At 71.0% G+C, this 23,488-nt stretch carries 19 protein-coding genes and 1 tRNA gene; 6 read left to right on the top strand and 14 right to left on the bottom strand.

The window, feature by feature from the left end; genetic code table 11:
* Nucleotides 1-16: 16 nt before the first annotated feature.
* From bla to EDF63_RS01535, 6 genes are all read right to left on the bottom strand, one after another.
* Entirely contained in the window at nt 17-988 is a 972-nt protein-coding gene (bla, locus tag EDF63_RS01560) for a class A beta-lactamase (RefSeq protein ID WP_123310601.1), read from the bottom strand.
* A 26-nt stretch (nt 989-1,014) separates the two neighbouring features.
* Nucleotides 1,015-2,025, bottom strand: a complete 1,011-nt coding sequence (locus tag EDF63_RS01555; RefSeq protein WP_123310598.1) for an ornithine cyclodeaminase family protein — start codon at nt 2,023-2,025, stop codon at nt 1,015-1,017.
* Nucleotides 2,022-2,924 (bottom strand): ABC transporter substrate-binding protein, encoded by a 903-nt coding sequence (locus EDF63_RS01550; protein ID WP_123310596.1) that lies wholly within the window; start codon nt 2,922-2,924, stop codon nt 2,022-2,024. The genes EDF63_RS01555 and EDF63_RS01550 overlap by 4 nt, the downstream gene beginning before the upstream one ends.
* An 80-nt stretch (nt 2,925-3,004) precedes the next feature.
* Complete coding sequence (locus EDF63_RS01545; RefSeq protein ID WP_260232929.1) at nt 3,005-4,453, bottom strand: MFS transporter; 1,449 nt, start codon at nt 4,451-4,453, stop codon at nt 3,005-3,007.
* A gap of 116 nt (nt 4,454-4,569) precedes the next feature.
* Nucleotides 4,570-5,187 carry a GntR family transcriptional regulator gene (locus EDF63_RS01540; RefSeq protein WP_123310594.1) on the bottom strand — a complete coding sequence of 206 codons (618 nt, stop codon included), beginning with the start codon at nt 5,185-5,187 and terminating at the stop codon, nt 4,570-4,572.
* A 14-nt stretch (nt 5,188-5,201) separates the two neighbouring features.
* Nucleotides 5,202-5,275 (bottom strand) — tRNA-Gly (locus tag EDF63_RS01535).
* Nucleotides 5,276-5,473: 198 nt separating this feature from the next.
* On the opposite strand from EDF63_RS01535, the gene EDF63_RS01530 reads away from it, so the two are divergent.
* From EDF63_RS01530 to EDF63_RS01520, 3 genes are all read left to right on the top strand, one after another.
* Nucleotides 5,474-6,592 (top strand): DUF6177 family protein, encoded by a 1,119-nt coding sequence (locus EDF63_RS01530; RefSeq protein WP_123310592.1) that lies wholly within the window; start codon nt 5,474-5,476, stop codon nt 6,590-6,592.
* Nucleotides 6,582-6,929 carry a hypothetical protein gene (locus EDF63_RS01525; protein WP_123310590.1) on the top strand — a complete coding sequence of 116 codons (348 nt, stop codon included), beginning with the start codon at nt 6,582-6,584 and terminating at the stop codon, nt 6,927-6,929. Before EDF63_RS01530 ends, EDF63_RS01525 begins: the two co-directional genes overlap by 11 nt.
* A 168-nt stretch (nt 6,930-7,097) precedes the next feature.
* Entirely contained in the window at nt 7,098-10,082 is a 2,985-nt protein-coding gene (locus EDF63_RS01520; protein WP_123310588.1) for an Ig-like domain repeat protein, read from the top strand.
* Between the two features lie 80 nt (nt 10,083-10,162).
* Here the strand turns inward: EDF63_RS01520 and EDF63_RS01515 are convergent, their stop codons facing one another.
* The 3 genes from EDF63_RS01515 to EDF63_RS01505 all read right to left on the bottom strand — a co-directional run bounded on the left by EDF63_RS01515 (nt 10,163) and on the right by EDF63_RS01505 (nt 14,133).
* The gene (locus tag EDF63_RS01515; RefSeq protein WP_123310586.1) at nt 10,163-12,223 is read right to left on the bottom strand and encodes a cytochrome c oxidase assembly protein; all 2,061 of its coding nucleotides are present in this window, start codon (nt 12,221-12,223) and stop codon (nt 10,163-10,165) included.
* 107 nt (nt 12,224-12,330) lie between these two features.
* Nucleotides 12,331-13,029, bottom strand: coding sequence for a DUF6882 domain-containing protein (locus EDF63_RS01510; RefSeq protein ID WP_148061691.1), 699 nt, complete (start codon nt 13,027-13,029; stop codon nt 12,331-12,333).
* A gap of 9 nt (nt 13,030-13,038) precedes the next feature.
* Nucleotides 13,039-14,133, bottom strand: a complete 1,095-nt coding sequence (locus tag EDF63_RS01505; protein WP_185021239.1) for a GNAT family N-acetyltransferase — start codon at nt 14,131-14,133, stop codon at nt 13,039-13,041.
* A gap of 89 nt (nt 14,134-14,222) precedes the next feature.
* Here EDF63_RS01505 and dcd point away from each other — a divergent pair, with 89 nt between their 5' ends.
* The 3 genes from dcd (at nt 14,223) to EDF63_RS01490 (ending at nt 15,791) form a co-directional block, all read left to right on the top strand.
* Nucleotides 14,223-14,810 (top strand): dCTP deaminase, encoded by a 588-nt coding sequence (dcd, locus tag EDF63_RS01500; protein ID WP_111085408.1) that lies wholly within the window; start codon nt 14,223-14,225, stop codon nt 14,808-14,810.
* A 121-nt stretch (nt 14,811-14,931) separates the two neighbouring features.
* The gene (locus EDF63_RS01495) at nt 14,932-15,447 is read left to right on the top strand and encodes a helix-turn-helix domain-containing protein (RefSeq protein WP_185021238.1); all 516 of its coding nucleotides are present in this window, start codon (nt 14,932-14,934) and stop codon (nt 15,445-15,447) included.
* Nucleotides 15,444-15,791 carry a DUF86 domain-containing protein gene (locus tag EDF63_RS01490; RefSeq protein ID WP_123310579.1) on the top strand — a complete coding sequence of 116 codons (348 nt, stop codon included), beginning with the start codon at nt 15,444-15,446 and terminating at the stop codon, nt 15,789-15,791. Before EDF63_RS01495 ends, EDF63_RS01490 begins: the two co-directional genes overlap by 4 nt.
* A 162-nt stretch (nt 15,792-15,953) precedes the next feature.
* Here EDF63_RS01490 and EDF63_RS01485 read toward each other — a convergent pair whose 3' ends face one another.
* From EDF63_RS01485 to EDF63_RS01465, 5 genes are all read right to left on the bottom strand, one after another.
* Nucleotides 15,954-17,057: a sugar-binding protein gene (locus EDF63_RS01485; protein ID WP_123310577.1), complete on the bottom strand. Its 1,104-nt coding sequence runs from the start codon at nt 17,055-17,057 to the stop codon at nt 15,954-15,956.
* A gap of 52 nt (nt 17,058-17,109) precedes the next feature.
* Nucleotides 17,110-18,402 (bottom strand): multiple monosaccharide ABC transporter permease, encoded by a 1,293-nt coding sequence (gene mmsB / locus EDF63_RS01480; protein WP_123310575.1) that lies wholly within the window; start codon nt 18,400-18,402, stop codon nt 17,110-17,112.
* Nucleotides 18,399-19,922, bottom strand: a complete 1,524-nt coding sequence (mmsA, locus tag EDF63_RS01475) for a multiple monosaccharide ABC transporter ATP-binding protein (RefSeq protein ID WP_123312156.1) — start codon at nt 19,920-19,922, stop codon at nt 18,399-18,401. Before mmsA ends, mmsB begins: the two co-directional genes overlap by 4 nt.
* 367 nt (nt 19,923-20,289) lie before the next feature.
* Entirely contained in the window at nt 20,290-21,309 is a 1,020-nt protein-coding gene (locus EDF63_RS01470; RefSeq protein WP_123310573.1) for a LacI family DNA-binding transcriptional regulator, read from the bottom strand.
* A gap of 160 nt (nt 21,310-21,469) precedes the next feature.
* On the bottom strand, nt 21,470-23,455 hold the full coding sequence (locus tag EDF63_RS01465; protein WP_123310571.1) for a CshA/CshB family fibrillar adhesin-related protein: 1,986 nt from the start codon (nt 23,453-23,455) through the stop codon (nt 21,470-21,472).
* Between the last annotated feature and the right edge of the window lie 33 nt (nt 23,456-23,488).

Here is a 23,488-nt window from a genome sequence, read left to right as displayed (position 1 = left end):
CCGTCGCCCCGGTCGATCAGCGGTCGAACGCGCCGAGCACCGCCGATGCCGACCGAGCCACCAGGGCGTCGTCGTAGGCGGCGTCGGGGTCGTTCCGCGTGGTCAACACGGAGAGCACGATCGGGTCGCCGTCGGGCGGGGTCACCCGTGCGACGTCGTTCCGGATCCCGCCCGCGCCGCCGGACTTGTCCACCACGACCCAGCCGTCGGGCGCACCGGCGCGGATCAGGGCGTCGCCGGTCGCGTTGCCGCCCATCCAGCCGACCAGCAGCGCGGTGTCGGCGCTGTTCAGGGTGCTGCCGTCGAGCACGGTCGCCAGGGCCGCGGTGAACGCCGCCGGGGTGGTGGTGTCCTCGGTGCTGCCCGGCTCGATGGTGTTGAGGTCCGGCTCGCCGTGGACTACCTCGGTCGTGGTGTCGCCGAGCTCGGCCAGCGCGGCGTCGAGACTGCTCGGACCGCCGATGCGCGTGAGCACGAGGTTCAGGGCCGTGTTGTCGCTCATCCGGACGGCCGCCTCGGCGAGCTGCGCGGACGTCAGCCCGTCGGCGACGTGCTGCTCGGTGACGGGCGAGTACCCCGCGGCCGCGACGTCCGCGGCCGTCCAGTGCACGACCTCGTCGCGGGCGTCCGTGGGGACCGAGCGCAGGAACTGTGCCGCGGCGAACACCTTGATCGTGGAGGCGTAGCCGAACCGACGGTCGCCGTTGTACGCGACGGTCGCACCCGTGACGGTGTCGGTCGCGACGACGCCGACCGTGGCGTCGTACTCCCGCTCGAGGGCCGCCAGTGCTCGGCGGACCGCGGCGGTGGTCGCGGCGTCCACCCGGGGCGCCGCCGTCCCCGTCGCCGGGGTGCTCGTCGGCGTGCTCGTGGCCCGTCCGGTCGACGTGGCCGAGGCGGTCGGTGCACCGGGGCCGCCACCGGAGCACCCGGCGAGGACGAGCACGGCGACGGTGCCGCCGACGACCAGGGGGAGAGCACGGCGCATGGGAGCACCCTGCCGCGCGACCCTGGTCAGCGGCCGGGAACCACCGTCCCGGCCCGCGCCACGGCGACCGGAGTGCCGACGCCCCGTTCGCGTGCGAGGTCGATCAGCCGGGCCGCGACGGCGAGGTCCTGCGCGCCGAGACCGACCGAGTCGAACACGGTGATCTCGTCGTCCGCGGTCCGGCCGGGTGCACGCCCGGCGACCACCTCGCCGAGTTCGGCGGGGTGGAGGTCCGGCGGGAGCGCCCCCTCGACGACGGCCTCGAGCAGGTCCCCGGACTTCGTCCAGGCGGTCGCCCGGCTGTCGACGACGACCGTGCCGCGTGCCATCGCCGCACCGTCGAGCTCCCGGTGGGTCGGGCGGGGACGGGCCCCGACCGCGTTCACGTGCTGGCCGGCGTGCAACCAGGCACCGCGGACGATCGGGTCGACCGAGGGCGTCAGGGTGCAGAGCACGTCGGCTTCCTCGACCACGCGCCGAGCCTCCGGCACGATCACGCACCGCCGGGCGACGTCCGGTCCGACGGCTTCGAGGAACCGCGTGACCGTGCCCGACGAGCGGGACCAGACGACGATCCGCTCGAACGGTCGCGTGGCCTCGAACGCACGGACGTGTTCGACGGCGAGGTTGCCCGCGCCGAGGATCCCGAGGGTCCGGCTACCCGGGCGGGCGAGGTGCTTCGTCGCGACGACGGTGGTCGCCGCGGTCCGTGCCCGGGTGATCGTCATGCCGTCGAGCACGGCGATGCACTCGCCGGTGACCGACGAGGAGACCAGGATCGTGGACCGCTGCGTCGGCAGTCCCCGCGCAGCGTTGTCGGGGACGTCGGCCATCAGCTTGACGGCGACGAGGCCGAGCCGGTCGGAGCGCACGGCCATCGGCAGGAAGAGCGCGTCGTCGGCGCCGGTCAGGGCGACCGGCGCCGGCTGCTGCACCGCGCCGGTCCCGAGGTCGGCGTGGATCGCTTCCACGGCCCCGACGACGTCGACGGCGTCGATGAGGCCGGCGACGTCGGCGGCGCCGAGGACGACGGTCACGACGCGCGGACGGCGGTCGGTGCGCCGAGCAGTTCCTCGAGCGACGGGGTGTGGGTCGTGAGGCCACCGTCGAACAGGATGCGCATCCAGCGGTCGGAGGCATCGCGGTCGACGACCGCGGAGTCCCAGACGCCCCCGGCAGCCATCTCGTCGGCGGCCCGTCGCAGCAGGGCGGCGTCCTTCTCCGGCCACCGGGCGGCGAGCACGGTCGCGATCTCGGCGTCGGCGTCGCCCGCGGTGATCTTGGCCATCGCGGCGGCGATGCCGTCCATGAACCGGTCGACCCGGTCGCCGAGTTCGTCGATGCGGTCCGTACGCGTGTAGTAGACGCTGTTCGGCATCACGCCACCGGCGTCGAGGTGCCGGAAGACGATCGTGCCCCCGCCGGCGGCGACGAGTTCCTGGGCGGAGACGAGGTCGAGGATGATCGCGTCACCGAGCCCGCCCTGGTACAGCTCGACGAGCATCGCGGTCGACAGGTCGCGGACGAAGCGGGTCGCCGCGACGTCGAACCCGGCCTCGCGGACGAGCCCGGCCGTGAACTCGTACGGGGCGCTGCCGCCGGCGCCGGGGGCCAGGACGACCTTGCCGGCGAGCCAGTCGAGCGTGATCGGGGCGGTCTCGTCGCGGGCGACGATGGTCATCGGGAACCCGTGGTTGAGCTGTCCCACGACCGACAGCTTCCGCGGGGTCCCGGCGTACATCGCGGGGACCCAGAGACCGCCGAGGGCGAGGTCGGCCTCGTGCGAGTCGATGTCGTCGAGGACGCCGGTCCACGGGTCGCAGGCCTTCGCAGTGACGGACAGGCCGCGCTCGGCGAACAGACCGCCGACGTCGGCGACGTACTCGGGCAGGTAGTTGAGGCCGTTCGCGGTCGCCGAGATCTTCAGGGTGTCCATGGTGTGCTCCGATCGTGGGGTGGTGGGCCGGGGTGTCCGGCCCACCGGGGTGGTGCGGTTGGTGCGGGTGGTCAGGTGGGTCAGGCGGCGGTGGTCGAGAGGGCGTTCTCGTTGACGTCCTCGAGCGACCGGCCACGGGTCTCCGGGGCGAAGCGTGACGCGACCACGAGGATCGCGTACATGACGGCGGCGAGTCCGAAGACGCCGGCGAAGGCCCACGAGCCGTACAGCGCGATCGCGGCGAACGGCATGACCGCTCCGGCGATGTTGCCGATGCCGTTGACGATCGAGGCGCCGGAGGCACGGATCGCGGTCGGGTAGACCTCGGCGGTCCACGCCGCGAGGGTGGTGTTCGTCAGCATCGTGAAGAACTGGAACAGGGCGCCGAGCACCAGGATCGCGGCGGTGTCGTTGCCGAAGGCCGCGAACGCCAGGGCGGTGAGGCAGCCGAGGATGCCCGCGACCGTGATGAGGGGCCGTCGTCCGACGCGGTTGGCGAGGAGCGCCGCTGCCGTGCACCCGAGGAGCGATCCGATGTTCATGATCATCGTGTAGAGCAGGCTCTGCGACACGGTGTACCCACGCTCGACGAGCAGGGTCGGCATCAGGAAGTTCAGCGTGACCTGCACACCGAAGGCCATCCACGAGGCGACGCCGATGGCGATCGTCCGGCGGAGCACCAGCTTGTGGAACACCGCTGCTGGTGACGAGTGCAGAGCGACCGGGGGCAGGTCGGCCGGCGTCAGGCGCACCGGGGGAGCGGCGTCGGCGGGCGGGGTGAGCGTGTTCGAGGCGAGGACCGCGAGCGAACGGTTCGCTTCGTCGACCCGGCCCTTCGACAGCAGCCAGCGAGGCGTCTCGGGCAGCTTGCGGCGGTACAGGACGACGAACAGGGCGGGGATCGCCAGGATCACGAACGTCCAGCGCCAGACGTGGTCGTCGCCGCCGAGCGGGACGGCAAGTGGCCCGAGCAGCAGCAGGAACAGGCCGTAGGAGATGAAGTTGCCGATGCCGCCGGCGCCGACGTTGATGGTGGCGATGAGGCCGCCGCGGTACTTGGTGGCCACCATCTCGGACAGCATCGCGATGCCGATCATGAACTCGCCGCCGACGCCGATCCCGACGATGAACCGGCTGACGAGCAGCATGTCGAAGTTGAAGGAGACGGCGCTGAGGAGGCCGCCGAGCGTGTAGACGAGCAGGTTGAGCCCGAGCGAGAACCGCCGACCGTACTTGTCGGCGAGCCAGCCGGCCAGGAACCGGCCGACCAGGCCACCCAGGACGGTGGCGGTGTTGATCGTGGAGAGCTGGACGTCGCCGATGGCGAGCGAGGCCTTGATGTTGGTGGCCATCGCGCCGATGGAGTTCTGTTCGAGCGTGTCGAAGAACTCCCCGGCGAGGATGAGCATGAGGACCCAGAACTGGGCCCGGGTGAAGCCGATCGAGTCGAGGGCGGATCCGACGCCGCCGGAGGACGGGGTGGCGGAAGCGGTTCGGGTTGGTGCGGTGGAGCGGGTTACAGCAGTCATTCGTAACTCCAGCGGGGGAAGAGTGAGGTGGGTGCACCGTGTGGTCACTCTTTTGTATACGAAAAGCTGTTTCGGGCTGGTTTCCGGCGGACTACGTTCTCGTTTTGTATACGTTCCTACGGGTTCAGGGCCCGGTAGATCGCCTCGTCGCGGCGCAGGTGCTCGTCCATCAGCAGTCCCGCTTGCACCGAGGCGCCGCGGAGGATCGCACCGGCGACGGCGGTGTGGTCGTCGCTGCTCGACGCGACCTCCTCCTGTGTGACGCGCTCGAAGGCCCAGGCCGTCTGGTGGATGAGGTGGTCGATCATCGTCTCGAGCCGGCCGTTCCCCGAGGCCCGCGCCACCAGCCCGTGGAACGCGAACCGCGGCGACTGCGCGGCCTCGACCTCTTGGTCGGACCGTTCCTCGTGGCCGACGGCGCGGAGCAGGTCGGCGCACTCGCCACCCTGGCGACGAGCGGCGAGCTCGGCAGCCAGTACCTCGAGCCCGCGGCGGATCTGCATGAGCTCGATGACCACCTCGGTCGAGGAGTCGGCGACCCGGACGCCCTTGAACTTCTCGGACTCGACGAAGCCCTCGGTCTCCAGCTGCCGGAGGGCCTCGCGCACCGGGACCCGCGAGACGCCGAAGCGCTCGGCGAGGACGTCTTCCTTCAACCGGGAGCCACGTGCGAGCGTGCCGGCGATGATCTCGGCCCTGATCGCCTTGAGGACAGATGCCGGCTTGGACTCCACAGCACGATGCTAGTTGGAGCGAGTGACGGGAATCGAACCCGCGCTACCAGCTTGGGAAGCTGGAGTTCTACCATTGAACTACACTCGCGCGCCCCGCAGAACGGGACTCGGCAAGCCTAGCGGATTCTCGCCTGGAAGCCAGCCGCCCGCGCACCGTACGCCTCCTGCCGGGCGTGTGTCGTGCCTCCCGAGTCTCCGCTGTGAGCACGCCAGCCTGACGGACAGGTGTCGTCCTCGTGTGTACCGTCCAGGGAGTTCCAGCGCCGAAGAACCCGAGGAGGACCGGATGGTCAGGCATCCCCTCATCGACGACGTGGTCGGTCCCGCCATCGTGGTCGAGTCCGCCTCGCCGGTCGTGTGGCTGACCGACGCGCTCGCCTCACTGCTCCGTCGGTCGGCGGACGCCGGCCGCACGGTCGTGCTGCGGACCGGACGGGAATCCGCGATCACCCCGGCCCTCCGGCACGCGCTCGGGGCGTACGGTGCCGCGTGGGCCGTCGCGGACTTCGACGGCACGCTCCGGGACGGCCGGACGGGCGTCGCCGCCTCGGGCATCGAGGACTTCGTGCACCGTGGTCCCGAACTCGTCGGCACACCGTCGCCCGAGCACCCCGTCTCGGCGGACTCCGTCCGCCAGATCAGCATCGACCTGACCCTCCGCCACCACGCCGAGCGCGCCGTGGACATGGGATCCGCGATCGAGGCCCTGTGCCACACCGTTGGGACCTGCCCCACCCGCTGGGGCACCGCCGAACCACTCACCGTGCCGTGGGACCGCTGGGTCGTCACGCAGTACGCCAAGCACGAGGCGCCCGGGGTGTCGACGTCGTACGCCGTGGGCGAGGGCTTCTCCGCCACCATGACCGCTCACCTGGTCGGTGGTGTCGTCGTCGAGACGATGTCCGCCGTGCTCACCGTGCCCGAGGAGAACACCGACCCGGAGCTCGCGAACCGCCTGTTCGACGCCGTCCAGCAGGTCGCTGACCAGGTGGTGCCGGTCTTCGGTGTGGTCATGCAGCGCCGCGGAGACGCCGACCACCTGGTCCGCGCGGTGTCGCACGGCGAGCCGTCGCCGCTCGCCGTCGTCGTCGGGCCCGAAGCATCCGAGTTCCTCGACCGTGACGGGGTCTGGCCACCGCCGCGCACCACGACGGCGACGTTCGGCACCCGGTCCGGGGCCGACGGCGACCGGAGCGAGGACGGCGACACGGACAGCGCCGACGGCGGCATGATCGTCCGCTTCGAGGACGGCTGGGAGGCCCTCGAGTCCTTCCTCGACCGCATCGACGAGGACCGCTTCCTGCAGCTCGTCGGCGGAGCACCGCTCGATCCCGCCCACGACGAGGGCACGCTCGACGGGCACGTGCGGGACGCCCGGGTGACGGGCGGTCACGGTGCCCCGTGACGTCACCATGCTCTGCCGTCGCCCGGTCGAGACGCGGGAGGTCGCCGAGGCGTTGCTCCTGCACGACGAGTCCTGGGGTGTCCGCGCCCTCGACGACGGCCCGATGCTGCAGGTCTGCCGCGACGCCACCCACCCGGTGATCACGGTGCTCGGGGTGCGGCGGGTGGACTCGTTCGACGAGGTCGAGCGGATCCTGCCGGACGCCCCCACGATCGCGACGCCGCTGTGGTGGGTGGACACCGTCACCCCCGCTGGCTCCGACGGCGAGTCGGGGATCTCGGCGGCGCTCGAGGCCGCACTGGACCTCGACGCGGTCTGCATAGTCCACGGCGACTGACGGAGCGGGTCGTCGCGGGGATCGGCCAGGCCGTGCCCCCAGTTGTGGTGAGAACTCAGGTTTCGAGACCCGCGAGTACCCAAGGCCGCTCTACGGTGTGAGGACCCGAGCCGACGAGCCGGGCGAGCACGCTCCTCGTCGGCACCCTTCTCACTGAACAGGGCTCCAGTGCGTACACACCACCAGGGGCGCGCCGTCGCGCGCGCTCGCAAGATCCTCACCGGCGTCGTCGTCGCCGGACTCGCGGGCATCGCGCTCGTCGGGGTCGGCGCGACCACCGCGTCCGCCGCGGCCCCCGCGCAGACCACCTTCGTGAACGAGGGGTTCACCGGCGCGAGCGCCGGCAACGCCTACATCCTGCCGTCGACGCAGTCCGGTGCCGCGAACGTCGCGTGCCTGACGGCGAAGCCGTCCGCCGGCTCCTCGAACACCGGCTCGGTCCCGACCTGCGCGGGTGCCACGGACGCCGACGGCAGCGGAGCGCTCCGCCTGACCGGTGCGGTGAACAACCAGGCCGGTGGCCTGGGCGCGAAGCAGTCCGTGCCGATCACCAAGGGCATCGACGCGGTCTTCGACAGCTACCAGTACAACGGCTCCTCGGCCGACGGCATCGTCTTCTACCTCGCCGCCACCGATCCGTACAACCCGACCGTGCCGGCGAAGATCGGCTACCTGGGCGGTTCGCTCGGGTACAGCGCGAGCACCACGAACACCGCGCAGGGCCTGTCCCACGCGTACCTCGGCATCGGCCTCGACCGCTACGGCAACTTCGGCAACCGCCAGTTCGGCGGCACGGGGTGCGCGTCCGACCAGGCGACGAACGGCACCCTCACGCCGAACGCCGTCACGGTCCGTGGCCCCGGCGACGGCGGCACCGGCTACTGCGTGCAGTCCCGCACCGTGGTCAACGGCTCGCTCAACAAGACCGGCGTCACGAACCGCGACCAGGCCAAGGTCCCCGTCGAGATCGTGATCAACCCGACGGCATCGACGCTCGCGGCGCAGGAGAACACCGCGGTGTCCGTCCCCGCCGGCCAGTACGCGGTCGTCTTCACGTCCATCGGCGGCACGCAGCAGATCGTCCGGGGCGCTCTGCCGAAGCTGACCGCCGGCAACGCCGCGAACGTCGATCCGTCGTGGGTCGACCCCGCCACCGGCTACCCCTACAAGCTCACCTACGGCTGGGTCGCGGGCACCGGCGGACAGAACGACATCCACGAGGTCAACTACCTCCGCACCACGACGGCCGCCGGTCCGGTGCCGGTGCTGACCGCCAGCACGGGAGGCACGGCCACCGTCGCGCACGCCGGTTCCGGCGCGTACACGGTCACCCCCACCGTCTCGGCCGACGGTGGCTCCGAGTCGCAGCTCGTGCGTACCACCACCACGTTCCCGGCGGGCGTCACGCCCGACGTCTCCGGCGTGACCGGTGCGGGCTGGACCTGCCAGCCGCCCGTCGGGCAGGTCGTCACGTGCGACCAGGCCGTCGACGCCGCGTCCCCCCTGGCCGCTGGCACCGAGCTGCCGACCCTCTCCATCCCGTACTCGGTCACCGGCGCAGCGCGCACCGCGACGATCTCCACCGTCCTGGCGTCGACCGACGCCGAGGCGGTCACCGTGACCCGCGCCCTGACCGTCGAGCAGCAGGGCACGACGCTCACGGTCGCCGACGCCACCGCGACCGTCGGTGACACCGCCACGCTGACCGCGAAGGTCGGCTCCTCCGTGGAGTCCGGCGCCACCGCACCCACGGGCTCCGTGGTCTTCACCGACACCGAGTCCGGCGCCGAGCTCTGCACGGCGAAGATCGTCGACGGCGCTGCCTCGTGCGACGTCCCGACCTCGAAGGTCGGTACGACCGGGGTCACCGCCTCGTACCGGGGAGACGCCGACCACACCGGTGCCACCGGCACCGCGGCGCTCACCGTGACCAAGGTCCCCACCGAGGTCACGGTCCAGTCGACCCCGACGTCCGCCGCCTACGGCGAACGGATCACGCTCGACGTGACCGGCCTGGGCTCCGGTTCGGAGACGGTCGCCGCGCCGACCGGCTCGGTCGAGTACCGCGAGGGCTCCACCGTCCTGTGCACGGCGACGCTCCCCGACACGAGCTGCGTGGCCGAGGGTCTCGGCGCCGGCGCGCACACGGTGACCGCCGTCTACTCCGGCGACGCGCTGCACGCCGACTCGACCTCGGTCGCAGTGGACCTGACCGTCCGCAAGGCCACGGCGACCATCGGTACCCAGCCCGGTACCGGCGGTGGCGACCCGAGCGAGGGCGGTGACCCGAGCGACGGCGGCGAGCCGACCGCACCCGACACCACGGTGACGGTCACGCACGGCGAGACCACCACGCTCGCCACCCCGAACGTGCCCGAGGACGCCACCGGCACCATCGAGTACGTCACCGACGACGGCACCGTCCTGTGCACCGCGACGCTGCCCGAGACCACGTGCGCGATCCCGTCCGACCTGCCGGGTGGCACGTACACCGTGCACCCCCGCTACAGCGGCGACGACAACTACGAGGCCGCCGACGGTGCGCCGTTCGAGCTGGTCGTCACCGCGCAGTCGACGGAGCTCGTGGCGAGCACCGACGCGACGGCTCCGGTCGTCGGCTCGAAGGTCCGCCTGACCGCGTCCGGCCTGCCCACCGGCGCCACCGGCACCGTGACCTTCACGGCCGCGGACGGGACCGTCCTGTGCTCCGTCACCCTGCCCGAGACGAGCTGCGAGACCGACGCCCTGCCGGTCGGCACGAACACGGTCACTGCCGCCTACAGCGGTGACGCGTCGTTCGCGGCGTCGAGCAGCGCGCTCGTGATCGTCGTCGCGGCGCTCCCCGTCGTCGAGCCGACGCCGGGGCCCACGGACGAGCCGACCGCGCCGTCGACCTCGGCGCCCGCTCCGGCACCGTCCGCCTCGGCTGATCCGTCGGCGACGGCGGCACCGGTCGTCCCGTCGGCATCGGCCACCGCGTCCGCCACGCCCGCACCGACCGCCACCGGTGCGCTTGCGTTCACGGGCTCGCCCGTCGCCGTCGGCACCGCCGTGGCACTGGCGGCGGCACTGCTCATCGCGGGCCTGGCACTTCTGATGGTCCGTCGCACCCGTACCGCTCGCGGCGCGATCGCCGACACCACCGCGGAGTAACGGACTGCACGACGCGGACGGCGCCCCGGGCAACTGCCCGGGGCGCCGTCCGCGTTCGAGGAAGGTGCGTCGCGCGACCGTCAGTCGCGGCGCGCGCTGTCCGACGCGTTGATCGCGGCCAGGCGTTCGTTGTACGCCTTCAGGTCGGCGTCACCGTCGCGTTCGGCCTTGCGGTCGAGCCGCTTCGCGTCACGCTTGTCCGTCCGGATCCAGTTCCGCACCACGAGCAACGCCACGAAGACCATGGGCAGCTCGGAGGCGCCCCAGGCGATGCCGCCGCCGGTGTGCTGGTCGTCGAGCAACGCCGCGTCGTTCGTCTGGCCGAGGGCGTGGAACCAGTCGATCGCGAACACCGACTGCGAGGTCATCACGGCGACCCCGAAGAACGCGTGGAAGGCCAGCGTCGCGAGCAGCGCGATGATCAGGATCGGGTACGGCGGACGCTTCGGCCCCGGGTCGACGCCGACGAACACCCAGAAGAACAGGTAGCCACTCAACACGAAGTGGACGACCATCGCCACGTGCCACTCGTGCGACTGCATCGCCGCCTGGTACGCCGGCGTGAAGTAGAACACCACGAGCGACCCGGCGAAGATGACACCGGCGACGGCGGGCTTGCCCATGAACTGCATGTACCGCGAGTGCACGAAGAGCATGAGCCACTCGCGGGCCCCGCGGGAGCCGTCGTTCCGGACCGGCAGGGTGCGCATGGCCAGGAGCACCGGACCACCGAGCACGAGCGGCAGCGGCACGAACATCATGAGCAGCATGTGCTGGACCATGTGCGACGAGAAGTGGATCATGCCGTACACGGCTGGGCCGGCCGAGGTGGTCCAGATGAACAGGGCGCAGCCGATGACCCACGCGATGGTGCGCCCGACGGGCCACTTGTCGCCGCGCTTCCGGAGCTTCCGCACGGCGAGCAGGTACCAGACGGCCCCGACGACGGCGAGCCCGAGCCACACCCAGTCGATGTGCCACTGGGTCAGGTACGTCTGCATCGTCTGCGCCGGCGGGAACGGGAACCCGATCAGGCCGGAGCGGGTGTCCTCCCCCGTCTCGGGCGTCTGCGGGATCGGCGGCTGGGAGCGTGACACGGCGACCGAGACGCCGATCGCGACGGCCATGAAGACGATCTCGGCCAGCGCGAACCGGGTGAACCGGCGACGGTCGAGCGGCGCGCGGAGCAGCCCGGGCACGAGCTTGCGGCGCTGCACGACGCCGGCGATCCCGAGCAGCACGAGGATGGTCGCCTTGACCGTGATGAGTGCCCCGTAGGGCGTCGTGACGAGGTCGAGCGGACCGGTCAGCCGCAGCGAGGCGTTGACGATGCCGGAGAACGCGACGGCACCGAACGACCAGCCGGCCAACGTCGAGTAGCGGGAGACCACCCGTCCGGTCGCGCCCTTCGTGCGGGTGCGCAGCAGCACCACGGCGACGAGCCCACCGGCCCAGACGCACACCCCGATCAGGTGGATCGCGAGCGAGTTCACCGCGTTGGCGTGCTCGAGCGAGCCGGCGGCGTGGCCGGACAGCGCCAGGGGGAGCAGCGCGAAGAGGCCGAACACCGTGGCGACGGCGAGCGTCGTGACCCGGGTGGCGAACGCGGCGATCACGGTCGCGATGAGGATCGCCGCCGCCGAGACCACGAGCGCCTGACCGATCTCGACCTGGAACGCGAACAGCATGAAGTTGCGGGCGAACACCGGACTGGTGAGCGGGACGCCGAGGGTGTTGGCGCCGGTCAGCACGACGGTGACGGCAGCCGCGAGGAACCAGACCGATCCCGTCGCCGCCGCCCAGCGCGTGGCGCGGTGCTGCACGCTCGAGAGTGCCCGGTGGTCCTTCTTCTGCGCCGGCAGCGCAAACGCGGCGACGATGAGCAGGCCGACCGTCAGGGCCGCCATGGTGTCGTGCACCACGCGGGCGATCGGCAGGCCGTACTCGACGACGTCACCGGCGGACACCAGCTGCTGGTTCGCGGTGAACGCTCCGGTGATCGTCAGCCCGAGGAGCGAGCACGCGACGGCGAGCGGGATCGCGACGACCAGCACGGTCGCGACGGTGGACGTGCGTGCGGTGACGGGCGCGGATTCCGGCGCCGGGCCTCCGGGCTGGGTTGCGGGGGACGTGACGGTCATCAACCTTGTTCCAGGGACGCGTGCGTCCGCGAGACCGCGGACCCTCCATGGTAGGCGGGTCGGTCTGGAGGAGCGGTGTCAGTCCGCAGCGCGCGCTGCGGCCCGCCTCAGGCTCGCGCCGACGACCCCTGCAGGTCGCGGATCCGGCCCAGCTCGTCGAAGTCGACCGTGATGGTCCCGTCCGCCAACGTCAGCGTGCGCCCGTCCCAGGGGACACCGCGGAGCGACGCCCAGCTCCCCACGGCGCGGCGGTGGTCGCGCACCTCGGTCGTCTGCAGGCCCTCACTGAAGACCCGCACCATCCGGGGGACCGTCGGCGGCACGAACAGGACGTCCTCGAACAGGACCCACAGCCGGGAACCCCCACCGACGTGGCCGCCGAAGCCGAACCACGAACCGGTCGCCAGCCGTGCCGCGATCGACATGTCCCACGCGAACTCGTACCCGGCGTCTGCGGCGTCGGCCTGCCGGTGCTCGCCGAACGGGACCTCGCCCTGCACGAGTTCCGGGACACCGAGCCGTTCGCCCAGCGCGCGGGTGGCGTTCGCGGCGGCGAGCACCGACGCGGGGTACTGCGACGGGTTCGCCCAGCCCCAGAGCCAGCTGCGCGGCCCCGGTGCGGCCGAGCCCAGGAGCTGGATGCGGAACTCACCTGGGTGCGGCCCGACGAACTGCAGGGTGCCGGCGGCGAGGTCGACGTTCCAGCGTTCGTGGTCGTCGTACCGGTCGGCGAGCTGCAGCTGCGCCTCCCAGGCCAGGAAGACCCCGTCGCTGACCAGATCGTCCATCCCCCGTGAGCGCGCCATGGGGGAACCCTACGCCGGGCGGTGTTCCCAGATCCCCTCGCTGCCGACGCCCACGAACCCGACGGCCTCGTTCACGTCGAGCATCGGGCGGTTCTCCTCCGCGTTGAACGTGATGATCGACGGTCGGCCCGGGAAGCGCCGCTCCAGCTCCTCGATCCCGACCACCTTGAGCAGCCACCCGAGCCGGTGGCCGCGGTGCTCCCGCAGCACCAGGGTGTCCCACTGCATCGCGGCGCGCGCGGAGTCGTCCGGCACCGCCACCTGCGTGAAGCCGGCCAGGATCCCGCTCGGGACGTGCTCGACCGCGACGGTGAGCATGGTGCGCGGTGCCCGGGCGAGCTCGTCCTCGTGGGCGCGCAGTCGTTCGGGGGTCCAGACGTCCTCGGGTTCGTCCATGTCGCCGGACGGCGCATCGGTGCTCATCCGGGTCTCGAGCAGCGCGATGCCCTCGAGCCACTCATCGGGGGTCCGGCCCGTCCAGGCGTGCACCGCGTAGTCCGGTCCGGCAGCGGCCGACGCCCGGTCGTGCAGCTCGCGCACGACGGAGTGGTCGGCGGGCAGTGGCAGCCGGCTGATCCGGTTCACCTGCCCGAACCGCCAGCCGCGGCGGGTCAGGAACCGGACCCCCGCTTCGTCCTCGGGCACGGCACCGAATCCCGTCGGCGCCTGCACGTACCCGGGTCCGGACGCCGGACCCACCTGGCGGGACACGGCGTACGTCTTGCACTGCGTGCGTCCCTCGGCTCGGGCGATGCCCTCGAGGTGGTCGGCGAGCAGTGTCCCGACCCCGCGACGCACGTGCTCGGGCGCGACACCGACGGCCAGCCAGCAGTTGCTCGTGCCCGGTTCCTGCTTGGTGTCGTACGACCCGGCGGCGACCGTCGCGCCGGTCTCGTCGCGCACCGCGAACAGGCGGCTCGGAGCTCCTGGCTCGTGGCACATCGGCAGGTACTCGTCCGGTACCCACACGAGTTCACGGAGTCCGTGCACCGCGACCTCGGCGGCGTCGGACACAGCGAGCCATTCGCGGAACGCCTGCACGGTCCCCGGGTCGTCGTCCATCGTGGCGGGGACCACGAGTTCGTGGACGGTGTACGCGGTCATGTCGGTTCCTCCCGGCGGTGCGACGCCGCCCGGCCTCGGACAGCCTCGCAGCATATCGGCGGGGGTCCGCTGCCGCTAGGCTGCACGGCGTGCTGCTCTCCGATCGCGACATCACCGCCCAGCTCGCCGAGGGCCGGATCGGTCTCGACCCCCACGACGCCTCGCTCGTCCAGCCGTCGAGCATCGACGTCCGGCTCGACAAGTTCTTCCGGCTGTTCGACAACCACAAGTACCCGCACATCGACCCGGCGGTCGACCAGCCCGACCTGACCCGGCTGGTCGAGACCGACCCGGACGAAGCGTTCGTGCTGCACCCCGGCGAGTTCGTGCTCGGCTCGACGTACGAGGTCGTCACGCTGCCCGACGACATCGCCGCGCGGCTCGAGGGCAAGAGCTCGCTCGGCCGCCTCGGGCTGCTGACCCACTCGACCGCCGGGTTCATCGACCCCGGGTTCTCCGGGCACGTCACGCTCGAGCTCTCGAACGTCGCGACGCTGCCGATCAAGCTCTGGCCCGGCATGAAGATCGGGCAGCTCTGCTTCTTCCAGCTGTCCAGTCCCGCCGACAAGCCGTACGGCTCGGCCGAGTACCAGTCGCGGTACCAGGGCCAGCGCGGCCCGACGCCGTCGCGCTCGGCGCAGAACTTCCACCGCGCGGACGTCTCAGCGCGCCCCTGACCGCGGTTCGCCCGACCCGGAACGACTCCACCGACGTCGCACGACATCGATGTCGTCGTAACGGGTCAAGGACTCGCGTCATCCAGCGGACGAAATGTCGCATTCTGTGTATCGTTGCAGCATGTCCGCAGTCCCTCCACGTTCGGCGCCGACGGTGTCGGCGGCCGCGCTCATCCGCGATGCCCGAGAACGCGCCGAACTCACGCAGGTGCAGCTCGCCCGGCGGGCCGGTGTCACGCAGAGCGTCATCAGCACGTACGAGAACGGCCGGCGCGAACCCTCGCTCGCCGCGCTCCAGCGCATGCTCCGGGCCGCGGGCTTCACCACGTCGATCGACCTGCTGCCGGTCGAGGACCCGCCACCCCTGCGCGAACGCGTCGCCGCCGCACGGCAGGACCTGATCACCGTCGTCGAACGGTTCGGCGGTCGGAACCCGCGCTTGTTCGGCAGCGTCGCCCGCGGTGAGGACGGCCCGGGCAGCGACGTCGACCTGATGATCGACGTCGACGCGGGGCTCGGCATCTTCGCGCTGATGCGGATCCAGGACGCCGCCGAACGGCTGCTCGGCGTGCGCGTCGACGTCGTGGACGCCGCCGGCATGAGCCCCGAGGTCGTCCGCCGCGCGGTGCCGCTGTGAGCCAGGACCCGACGACGCACCGCCTGGTCCGGGACCGACTCGACGACGTCATCGGTGCGTGCGAGGCGATCCGGCGCTACGTGGGGGACGCGCGCCTGCCGGAGGACCTGGTGCACGACGCGGTCCGGATGCGCCTGGTCGAGATCGGCGAGGCGGTCCGCGTCCTGCCGAGCACCGTCACCGCGAGCGAGCCGGACATCCCGTGGTCGCGGGTGTCCGACCTCGGCGAACGCCTGACCCGGCGCTACTTCGACACCACCCGCGCGGTGGTGTTCGGCACCGCCCACACCGACGTGCCGCACCTGGCGGAGGCGGCGCGTCGGTTGCGCGCGACCCGGTCCTGACCCGGCGGGTCGCGCGGGCACCGGACGTGCGTGCACGGCGGACGGGAGGCACGGATCACGACGTGCCCCGGGCCTCCCGTCCGACCGTGGCCGGCCCCAGGACGACGCAGGACGGCCCCGTCTCGCCGAAGCGAGACGGGGCCGTCCGTGGTGCTGGGGAGATCAGCCCTTCTTGGCGAGCTCCTCGAGGGTGTCGTTGCCCTTGTAGGCCTCGACGGCGTTGTCCTTGGTGACCAGGACCGGCGTGAGCTCGATCGCGGGGACCGTCTTCTTGCCGTTGTAGTTGTTCGTCTTGTCCATCTTCGTGTCGGGCTTGTCGCCCTTCGACAGCGTGGAGACGAGGTCGACGGCCGCCTGGGCCTCCTTCGACGTGTCCTTGAAGATCGTCGAGTACTGCGTGCCCTTCATGATGAGCGGGATGGACGCGGTCTCCGAGTCCTGGCCCGTCACGACGGGGTTGTCCTTGCCGGCGGCCTTGGTCGCGGTGAGGATCGCACGGGCAAGGGTGTCGTTCGGCGACAGGACGCCGTCGAGCTCGGTGTCACCCGTGTAGTACTGCGAGAGCAGGTCGGTCATGCGCGACTGGGCCTTCTGCGCGAGCCAGCCCTGCGTGACGACCTTCTGGAACGTCGTCTGGCCGGAGACGACCTTGATCGTGCCGTCGTCGATCTTCGGCTGCAGGACGTCCATCGCACCGTTGAAGAACACGGTCGCGTTGGCGTCGTCCGGCGAACCGGCGAAGAGCTCGACGTTGTACGGCTTGTCGCCCTTCTTCTCCTCGAGGCCCTTGAGCAGCGCCTCGGCCTGGAGCTGGCCGACCTTGAAGTTGTTGAACGCCACGTAGTAGTCGACGTTCTTCGTGTTCAGGATGTTGCGGTCCCAGGCGATGACGACGGCGCCACGGTCCTTGGCGGACTTGACCTGCGCGGTCAGCTGCGAACCGTCGGCGGCACCGATGATGACGGCCTTGGCGCCCTTGGTGATCATGCCCGAGATCTGCGACTGCTGGTCCGGAACGGGGTTGCCGGCGTTGGCGTACTGGATGTCGGCCTTGAAGCCGGCGTCCTCGATGGACTTCTTGAAGGCTGCACCCGCGAGGACCCAGTTCTGCGAGGTCTTGGCCGGCAGGGCGACGCCGATGAGGTCGCCCTTCTTGATGCTGCTGGTGCTGCCGGCGTCGTCGGACGAGCCGCGTGCCGAGCAGCCGCTGAGGGCCAGGCCCGCGACGAGTGCCAGACCGATGCCAGCGATGAGCTTCTTGCGCATGAGATTGCTTTCTCTTCGTTGAGGTGGTGGTGCTGTGAGGGGAAGGGTTGGACTAGGGGAGGGTGATCTTGTCCGGCTGGTCCTCGATGGACCGCGGCTGCTGGGCGGCCACCGTGTTCTGCTCGGTGTCCTTCCGCTGGAACTGCCGCAGCATGCCGCCGATCAGGGACGGACGACCCTGCGACTTCGAGTAGACGTCGAAGGCGACGGCCACGAGGAGGACCAGACCGCGGATGATCTGCACCTGGTTGGACTCGAGGCCCATGAGCTGCAGACCGTTCGACAGCAGCGCCATCACGAGACCACCGATGATCGAGCCCGAGATCGTGCCGACGCCACCGGCGACCGCAGCACCACCGACGAACACGGCGGCGATCGCGTCGAGCTCCCAGCCGGTGCCGTCCGCGGGGCCCGAGGCGCCGGAGTAGGCGACGAACACCATGCCCGCGATCGCGGCGAGGATCGACATGTTCATCATGACGAAGAAGTTGACCCGTCGCGCCGAGACGCCGGACAGGACGGCGGCGTTGGCGTTGCCACCGACGGCGTAGACCTGGCGACCGAAGATCGTGTTCTTCGTGACGAAGCCGTAGATGATGGTCAGGACACCGAGGATGATCGCGACGATCGGGACCGAGGTGCCGACCGGGCCGGCGCCGAACAGGTACGTGGCGACGAGCGTGACGGCGACCAGGATGCCGGTGCGGACGATCGAGACCCACAGCGGCGGGACCTCGGCCTGCATCTTCCGACGGCGGGCACGGCCACGGGCCTCGATGATGATGAGCGCGAGGATCGTGACGAGGCCGATGAGGAGCGTGCCGTTGCTGAAGCCGAAGTCGGGGCCGAAGTCACCGAGGAAGCCGGCACCGATCGGGGTGAAGGCGTCCGGGACGGGGACCGACGTCGAGTTGCCGATGATCTGGTTCACACCACGGAAGATGAGCTGACCGGCCAGCGTCACGATGAAGGCCGGGACCTTCACGAACGCGACCCAGAAGCCCTGCCACGCACCGATCAGGGCACCGCACGCGAGACCCAGGATGATGGCGGCCCACACCGGGAAGTCCCACACGGCCATGGACTGCGCCACGACGATGCCGACGACCGCTGCGACGGACCCCACCGACAGGTCGATGTGCCCCGCGATGATGACCATGACCATGCCGAGCGCCAGGATCAGGATGTACGAGTACTGCAGGAACAGGTTGATGACGTTGGTCGGCTCGAGGATGAGCCCGTTCGTCGTGACCGAGAAGAAGACCAACAGCACGATGAGGGCGATGATCATGCCGTACTGGCCGATGCTGTTGCCCTTGCCGAAGAGCAGTTTCAGGTTGTTCATGAGGCGGTGGCGCCCTTCCGCGCGGAGGTCATGCTGCGCATGAGCGATTCGGGATCGGCCTGGTCGGCCGGGAGGTCAGCGGTGATCTGACCCTCGAAGATGGTGTAGATCCGGTCGGAGAGACCGAGGAGTTCGGGGAGCTCGGACGAGATGAGGATGATGCCCTTCCCCTCGGCCGCGAGCTGCTGGATGATGCCGTAGATCTCGAACTTCGCGCCCACGTCGATGCCGCGGGTGGGTTCGTCGAGGATCAGGATGTCCGGGTCGGTGAACATCCACTTGGACAGGACGACCTTCTGCTGGTTGCCACCGGACAGCTTGCCGACGTTGTCCTCGACGCTCGGCACCTTGGTGCGGAGCATCTTGCGGTACTTCTCGGCGACGGAGTACTCCTCGAGCGAGTCGACGACGCCGACCTTCGAGATCTTCTTCAGGTCGGCGGCGACCGTCGAACGCTTCACCGTGTCGAGCAGGTTCAGGCCGAGCGCCTTGCGGTCCTCGGAGACGTAGCCGAGGCCGTTCTCGATCGCCTGCTGGACGTTCGTGACCTTGATCTCGCGGCCGTCCTTGATGATCTGGCCGTCGAGCCAGGTGCCGTACGAGCGACCGAACAGGCTCATCGCGAGCTCGGTGCGTCCGGCGCCCATCAGGCCCGCGAAGCCGACGATCTCACCGCGGCGGACGTAGAAGTTCGAGCCCTTGCAGACCAGACGTGACGAGTCGAGCGGGTGCTGCACGGTCCAGTTGCGGACCTCGAAGAAGGTCTCGCCGATCTTCGGAGTGCGATCCGGGAACCGGCTCTCGAGCGAACGGCCGACCATGCCGCGGATGATGCGGTCCTCGTTGACGCCGTCCGCCTTGACGTTGAGCGTCTCGATGGCCTTGCCGTCGCGGATGATCGTGATCTCGTCGGCGATCTGCTCGATCTCGTTGAGCTTGTGGCTGATGATGATGCTCGCGATGCCCTTGGCCTTCAGCCCGACGATCAGGTCGAGCAGGTGCTGCGAGTCGTTCTCGTTGAGCGCGGCGGTCGGCTCGTCGAGGATGAGGAGCTTGACGTCCTTGTGCAGGGCCTTCGCGATCTCGACGAGCTGCTGCTTGCCGACACCGAGGTTCTTGATCTGCGTGTCCGGGTCGTCGGCCAGGCCCACGCGGGCGAGCAGGTCCTGCGCACGGAGCTGCGCGGCGGTCCAGTCGATGCGCCCGAAGCGGCCGGGCTCGTTGCCGAGGAACAGGTTCTCGGTGATCGAGAGCTCCGGGATGAGCGCCAGCTCCTGGTGGATGATGACGATGCCGGCCTGCTCGGACTGCTTGATGTTCGAGAAGCGGACTTCTTCGCCCTCGTAGACGATCTCGCCGCTGTAGGTGCCGTAGGGGTAGACGCCCGAGAGGACCTTCATCAGGGTCGACTTGCCGGCGCCGTTCTCGCCGCAGATCGCGTGGATCTCGCCGGCGCGGACGCTGAGGGAGACGTCGGAGAGCGCCTTCACACCAGGGAACTCCTTGGTGATCGAGCGCATCTCGAGGATGGTCTCGGGTGCGGTGATCGACCGGGTCTCGAGGCCGGTGTCGATCGGGGTTGACGCCACAGTGCATCTCCTTCTGCCGCTGCGATGCGGCAGTTCTTCGGGTGGTTCTGCTGCGGCAGCGAATGGGCGCAGGTGGCCTGCGTGGACTTCGTTGTCGCGTCCGGTGTCCTGCTCGTGTGACGCTCATGTGAACGGTCACATCGGCTGGACGGAGGTAATTTACGCACAGCCCCGGTGCGGCTGTCAATTCGGATTGGTCGCGTTTCCGTAACGGCCTGCGTGATCTGGCGGAAGCAGGCCGATCACGTCCCCCGCGTTGGGGTGATCGTGCGGAGTCCCGCACGTTCCACCGGTCGGGTCAGCGGCTGCGCGGGGCTCCCGTGGACGCACGCACGACGAGCTGCGGGACGATGTCGATCGGCCGCAGGAGCTCGTCCTCGCCTGGCAGGAGCAGGTCGACGCAGCGGCGTCCGAGTTCGGCGAAGTCGACCTGCACCGTGGTGAGCGGCGGCCAGTAGTGCTTCGCCTCGGGGATGTCGTCGTAGCCGACCACCGACAGGTCGCCCGGCACGTCGAGCCCGTAGGAGCGCGCTGCGTGCATGACGCCCAGGGCCATCTGGTCGTTCGAGCAGAACACCGCGGTGCAGTCCCGCCACCGCAGGAGTTCACGGCCGGCGTGGTAACCGAAGTCCGCCGTCCAGTCGCCCAGGATCGGCGGGACGACGGACATGTCGCGATCCGACATGGCGCGCAGGAAGCCCTGCATGCGGGCGTCGGCCTCGATCCAGTCCTGCGGGCCGGCGATGTGCCGGATGTACTCGTGGCCCAGGTCGAGCAGGTGCTCGGTCGCGAGTCTCGCGCCCTCCATCTGGTCGACCCACAGGGCCGTCGGGTCCTCGCCGACACTGGCCCGCATCGTGACGTACGGCGTGCGGATGCCGAGTTCCTCGATCAGGTCGAACACCCGCTGCTGGGGTGCGATGACGACGATGCCCTCGACGTCGAGGTCGAGCAGGTGCCCGAGCCCCTCGCGCACGGCGGTGTCGGTCGCCTCGGCGATGTTCGCCGTCGTCACCGAGTACCCGCGGAGCATGGCCGCGTCCTCGATCGCCTGCAGCGCGACCGCCGGGCCGTAGTGGGCGCGGCGAGCGGTGAGGACGCCGATCGTGTGGGTCCGGCTCGTCACCAGGGCCCGCGCCGCACGGTTCGGCCGGTACTGCAGCTGCTCCATCGCCGCCAGGACCTTGTCGCGCGTGGCGTCGCGGATGGCGTCGGAGTTGTTCAGCACCCGCGAGACGGTCTGGTGGGAGACGCCCGCGATCCGTGCGACGTCACGGATGCTGGGCGAACGCGGTTGCTGTGCCCGCGATGACGCCATTGCTGCTCGTTTCCGCCCGGGTCCGTGGCACATCGATGTGCACGTTCACATTCCGGGCCAGATCATTATGCACTGCCGTGCGCTGCACGCCAGCCCGACGCCGTCGGCCGTGGCCTCCGGTGCGTGCAAACAGCGCGCCGGGGGAGCGGCAGCAGTTGCCTCAGCCCCGAGCCGTGCGGCGCCGGACCACCAGGGCACCGCCGAGCAGGACCGCCAGGACGGCGAGGCCACCGAGCGGCAAGAGCGCCCCGGACGCCCCGGTGAAGGCGAGCGACCTGATCGGCCCGGCCGGGTCCGACGGGGCCGACCCCGGCGGGACGGCCGCACCGGCGGGCGGTGCGGGTTGCGCGGTCGGCGACGCCGTGGGAGACGCGCTCGGCACGGGAGTCGGTGTCGGTGCGGCTGCGGGCAGCGCCACCTCGGCCGCGGCCCGGACCGACGGTGCCTCGCCGAGCGCCGTGGTCGGCGTCGCGACGACCGACACGGGAACGGTCCCGGCGGCGTCCGGCAGGGGGACGTCGACGGTGACCTCCGCGTCGGCGCCCGGCTCGAGGTCGGGCGCGGCGACCGGCTGGGCGCCGGGGACCGTCACCGTGACGTCGGTCAAGGGCACGGTCCCGGGGTTGTCGACCTCGACGACGACGTGTGCGTCCGGGCCGTCGACGGTCGTGTCCGTGACCACGACGGCGACCTGCGGTCGGTCGACGCCGACCTCGGCGGTCGCAGTGCCGGAACGGACGGTCGTGCTCGTGCCGGTCACCACGGCATCGGCGGTCGCGGTGTTCGTGACGACCCCGGCGGTGACGTCGTCGTCCGTGAGGGGGGTCGTCGCGCCGCTCCGGCACGTGGTCCGCTCACCGGCGGCCAGGGCGGTGGCCGCACAGGTGACCGGGCCGAGGGTCGGGTCGTCGACGGACAGGTCGGAGAGCGGGACGCGGCCGGTGTTCTCCGCCGTGAGGATCCACGCGACCCGGTCGCCGGCGTCGACGAGGCGGTCGCCGTCCACGTCCGTGGCGGTGCCCTGCTTCGTCAGGGTGAGCCCCGTGGGCAGGGCCGTGTTCGTGATCGTGCAGGCCACCGCGTCGCCGACGCCGACCGCGACGGAGACGGATGCCCCGACCCCGGTGCCGGCCGGCAGGTCCGCCGCCGCCGCACCGTTCCGGGTGCAGGACCACGACGGGTCGCCGTAGCGGGCGACGTCGGTCGTGCCGAGCGGTGTCTCGGAGAAGGTCAGGGGCGTGCCGTCCGCGGGGACGAGCAGGGTGACCTCGCCCGTGGAGGCGCTGCTCGAGCCCGTCGTGTCGGCTGCGGCGACCGGCCGGCCGGCCGCGTCGACAACCGTTGCGCGGAAGGCGTCGCCGCCGAACCCGCCGACGATCTGCTTCGTCAGGGAGACCCGGGACACGAGCACGCCGAAGGCGACGCCCTCGCGGCCGCCGCGGCTCGCCATCGTCTGGCTGAAGGTCGACGGCTCGCGGGTCGCCACGATCGCCGTGCCGGTCGGGGTTCCGCCGTTCCCCGTGCAGGTCACGGTCGTGGTGCCGATGCCGGTGAAGCCGCCGCCGCACGCGGTCCCGCGCTCGTCGACGCCGTCCGGGCGCACCGTCAACGACGTGATCGGCGCATCCGACGTCCACGTGATCGACTCGCGTGCGGCCGTCTCCTCGGCGTCGGCGCCGACGAGCGACCACCCGGTGACCGGGGTGCCGGTGGCGTCGGTCACCCGGACGTCGGCCAGGGTCGCCGTGGTGGTGGTGGCGGCGGCCTGCTGGTACAGCGCCGGCCGGACGGCGGGGTCGATGCCCGTGTAGTGCCCGCGGTTGCCGAGCCACGACCCGACGTAGGTCGGCAGGCGGACCGGTGCGACCGCTCCGCCGGTCACCGTCACGGTCGCCGCCAGCCGGTACCCGCCGGGGAGCTGCAGGTCGAGTTCCTGGCCCTCGGGTGTGCCGGCGACGGCCTGGTCGAGCGAGCTCAGGTCGAGCCAGCAGAGGGTGTCCGCGTACGTCCCGGTGCCGGGGTCCGCGAAGTCGCAGCCGGGTGCGGCCGGAGCGGCGGCCGCCGTGCTGGTGGGCATCGCGGCCGCGACGAGTGCGGTCACGGTTGCGAGCACGGCAACGACGCCGCGGATCCGACTGGTCCTCATGGCGATGACGATAACCACGGGCCGGGCGGTGTG

Origin of the sequence: Curtobacterium sp. JUb34, assembly GCF_003755065.1 — a bacterium.
Taxonomy (GTDB): domain Bacteria; phylum Actinomycetota; class Actinomycetes; order Actinomycetales; family Microbacteriaceae; genus Curtobacterium.
This window is presented reverse-complemented; position numbering and strand designations above follow the sequence as displayed.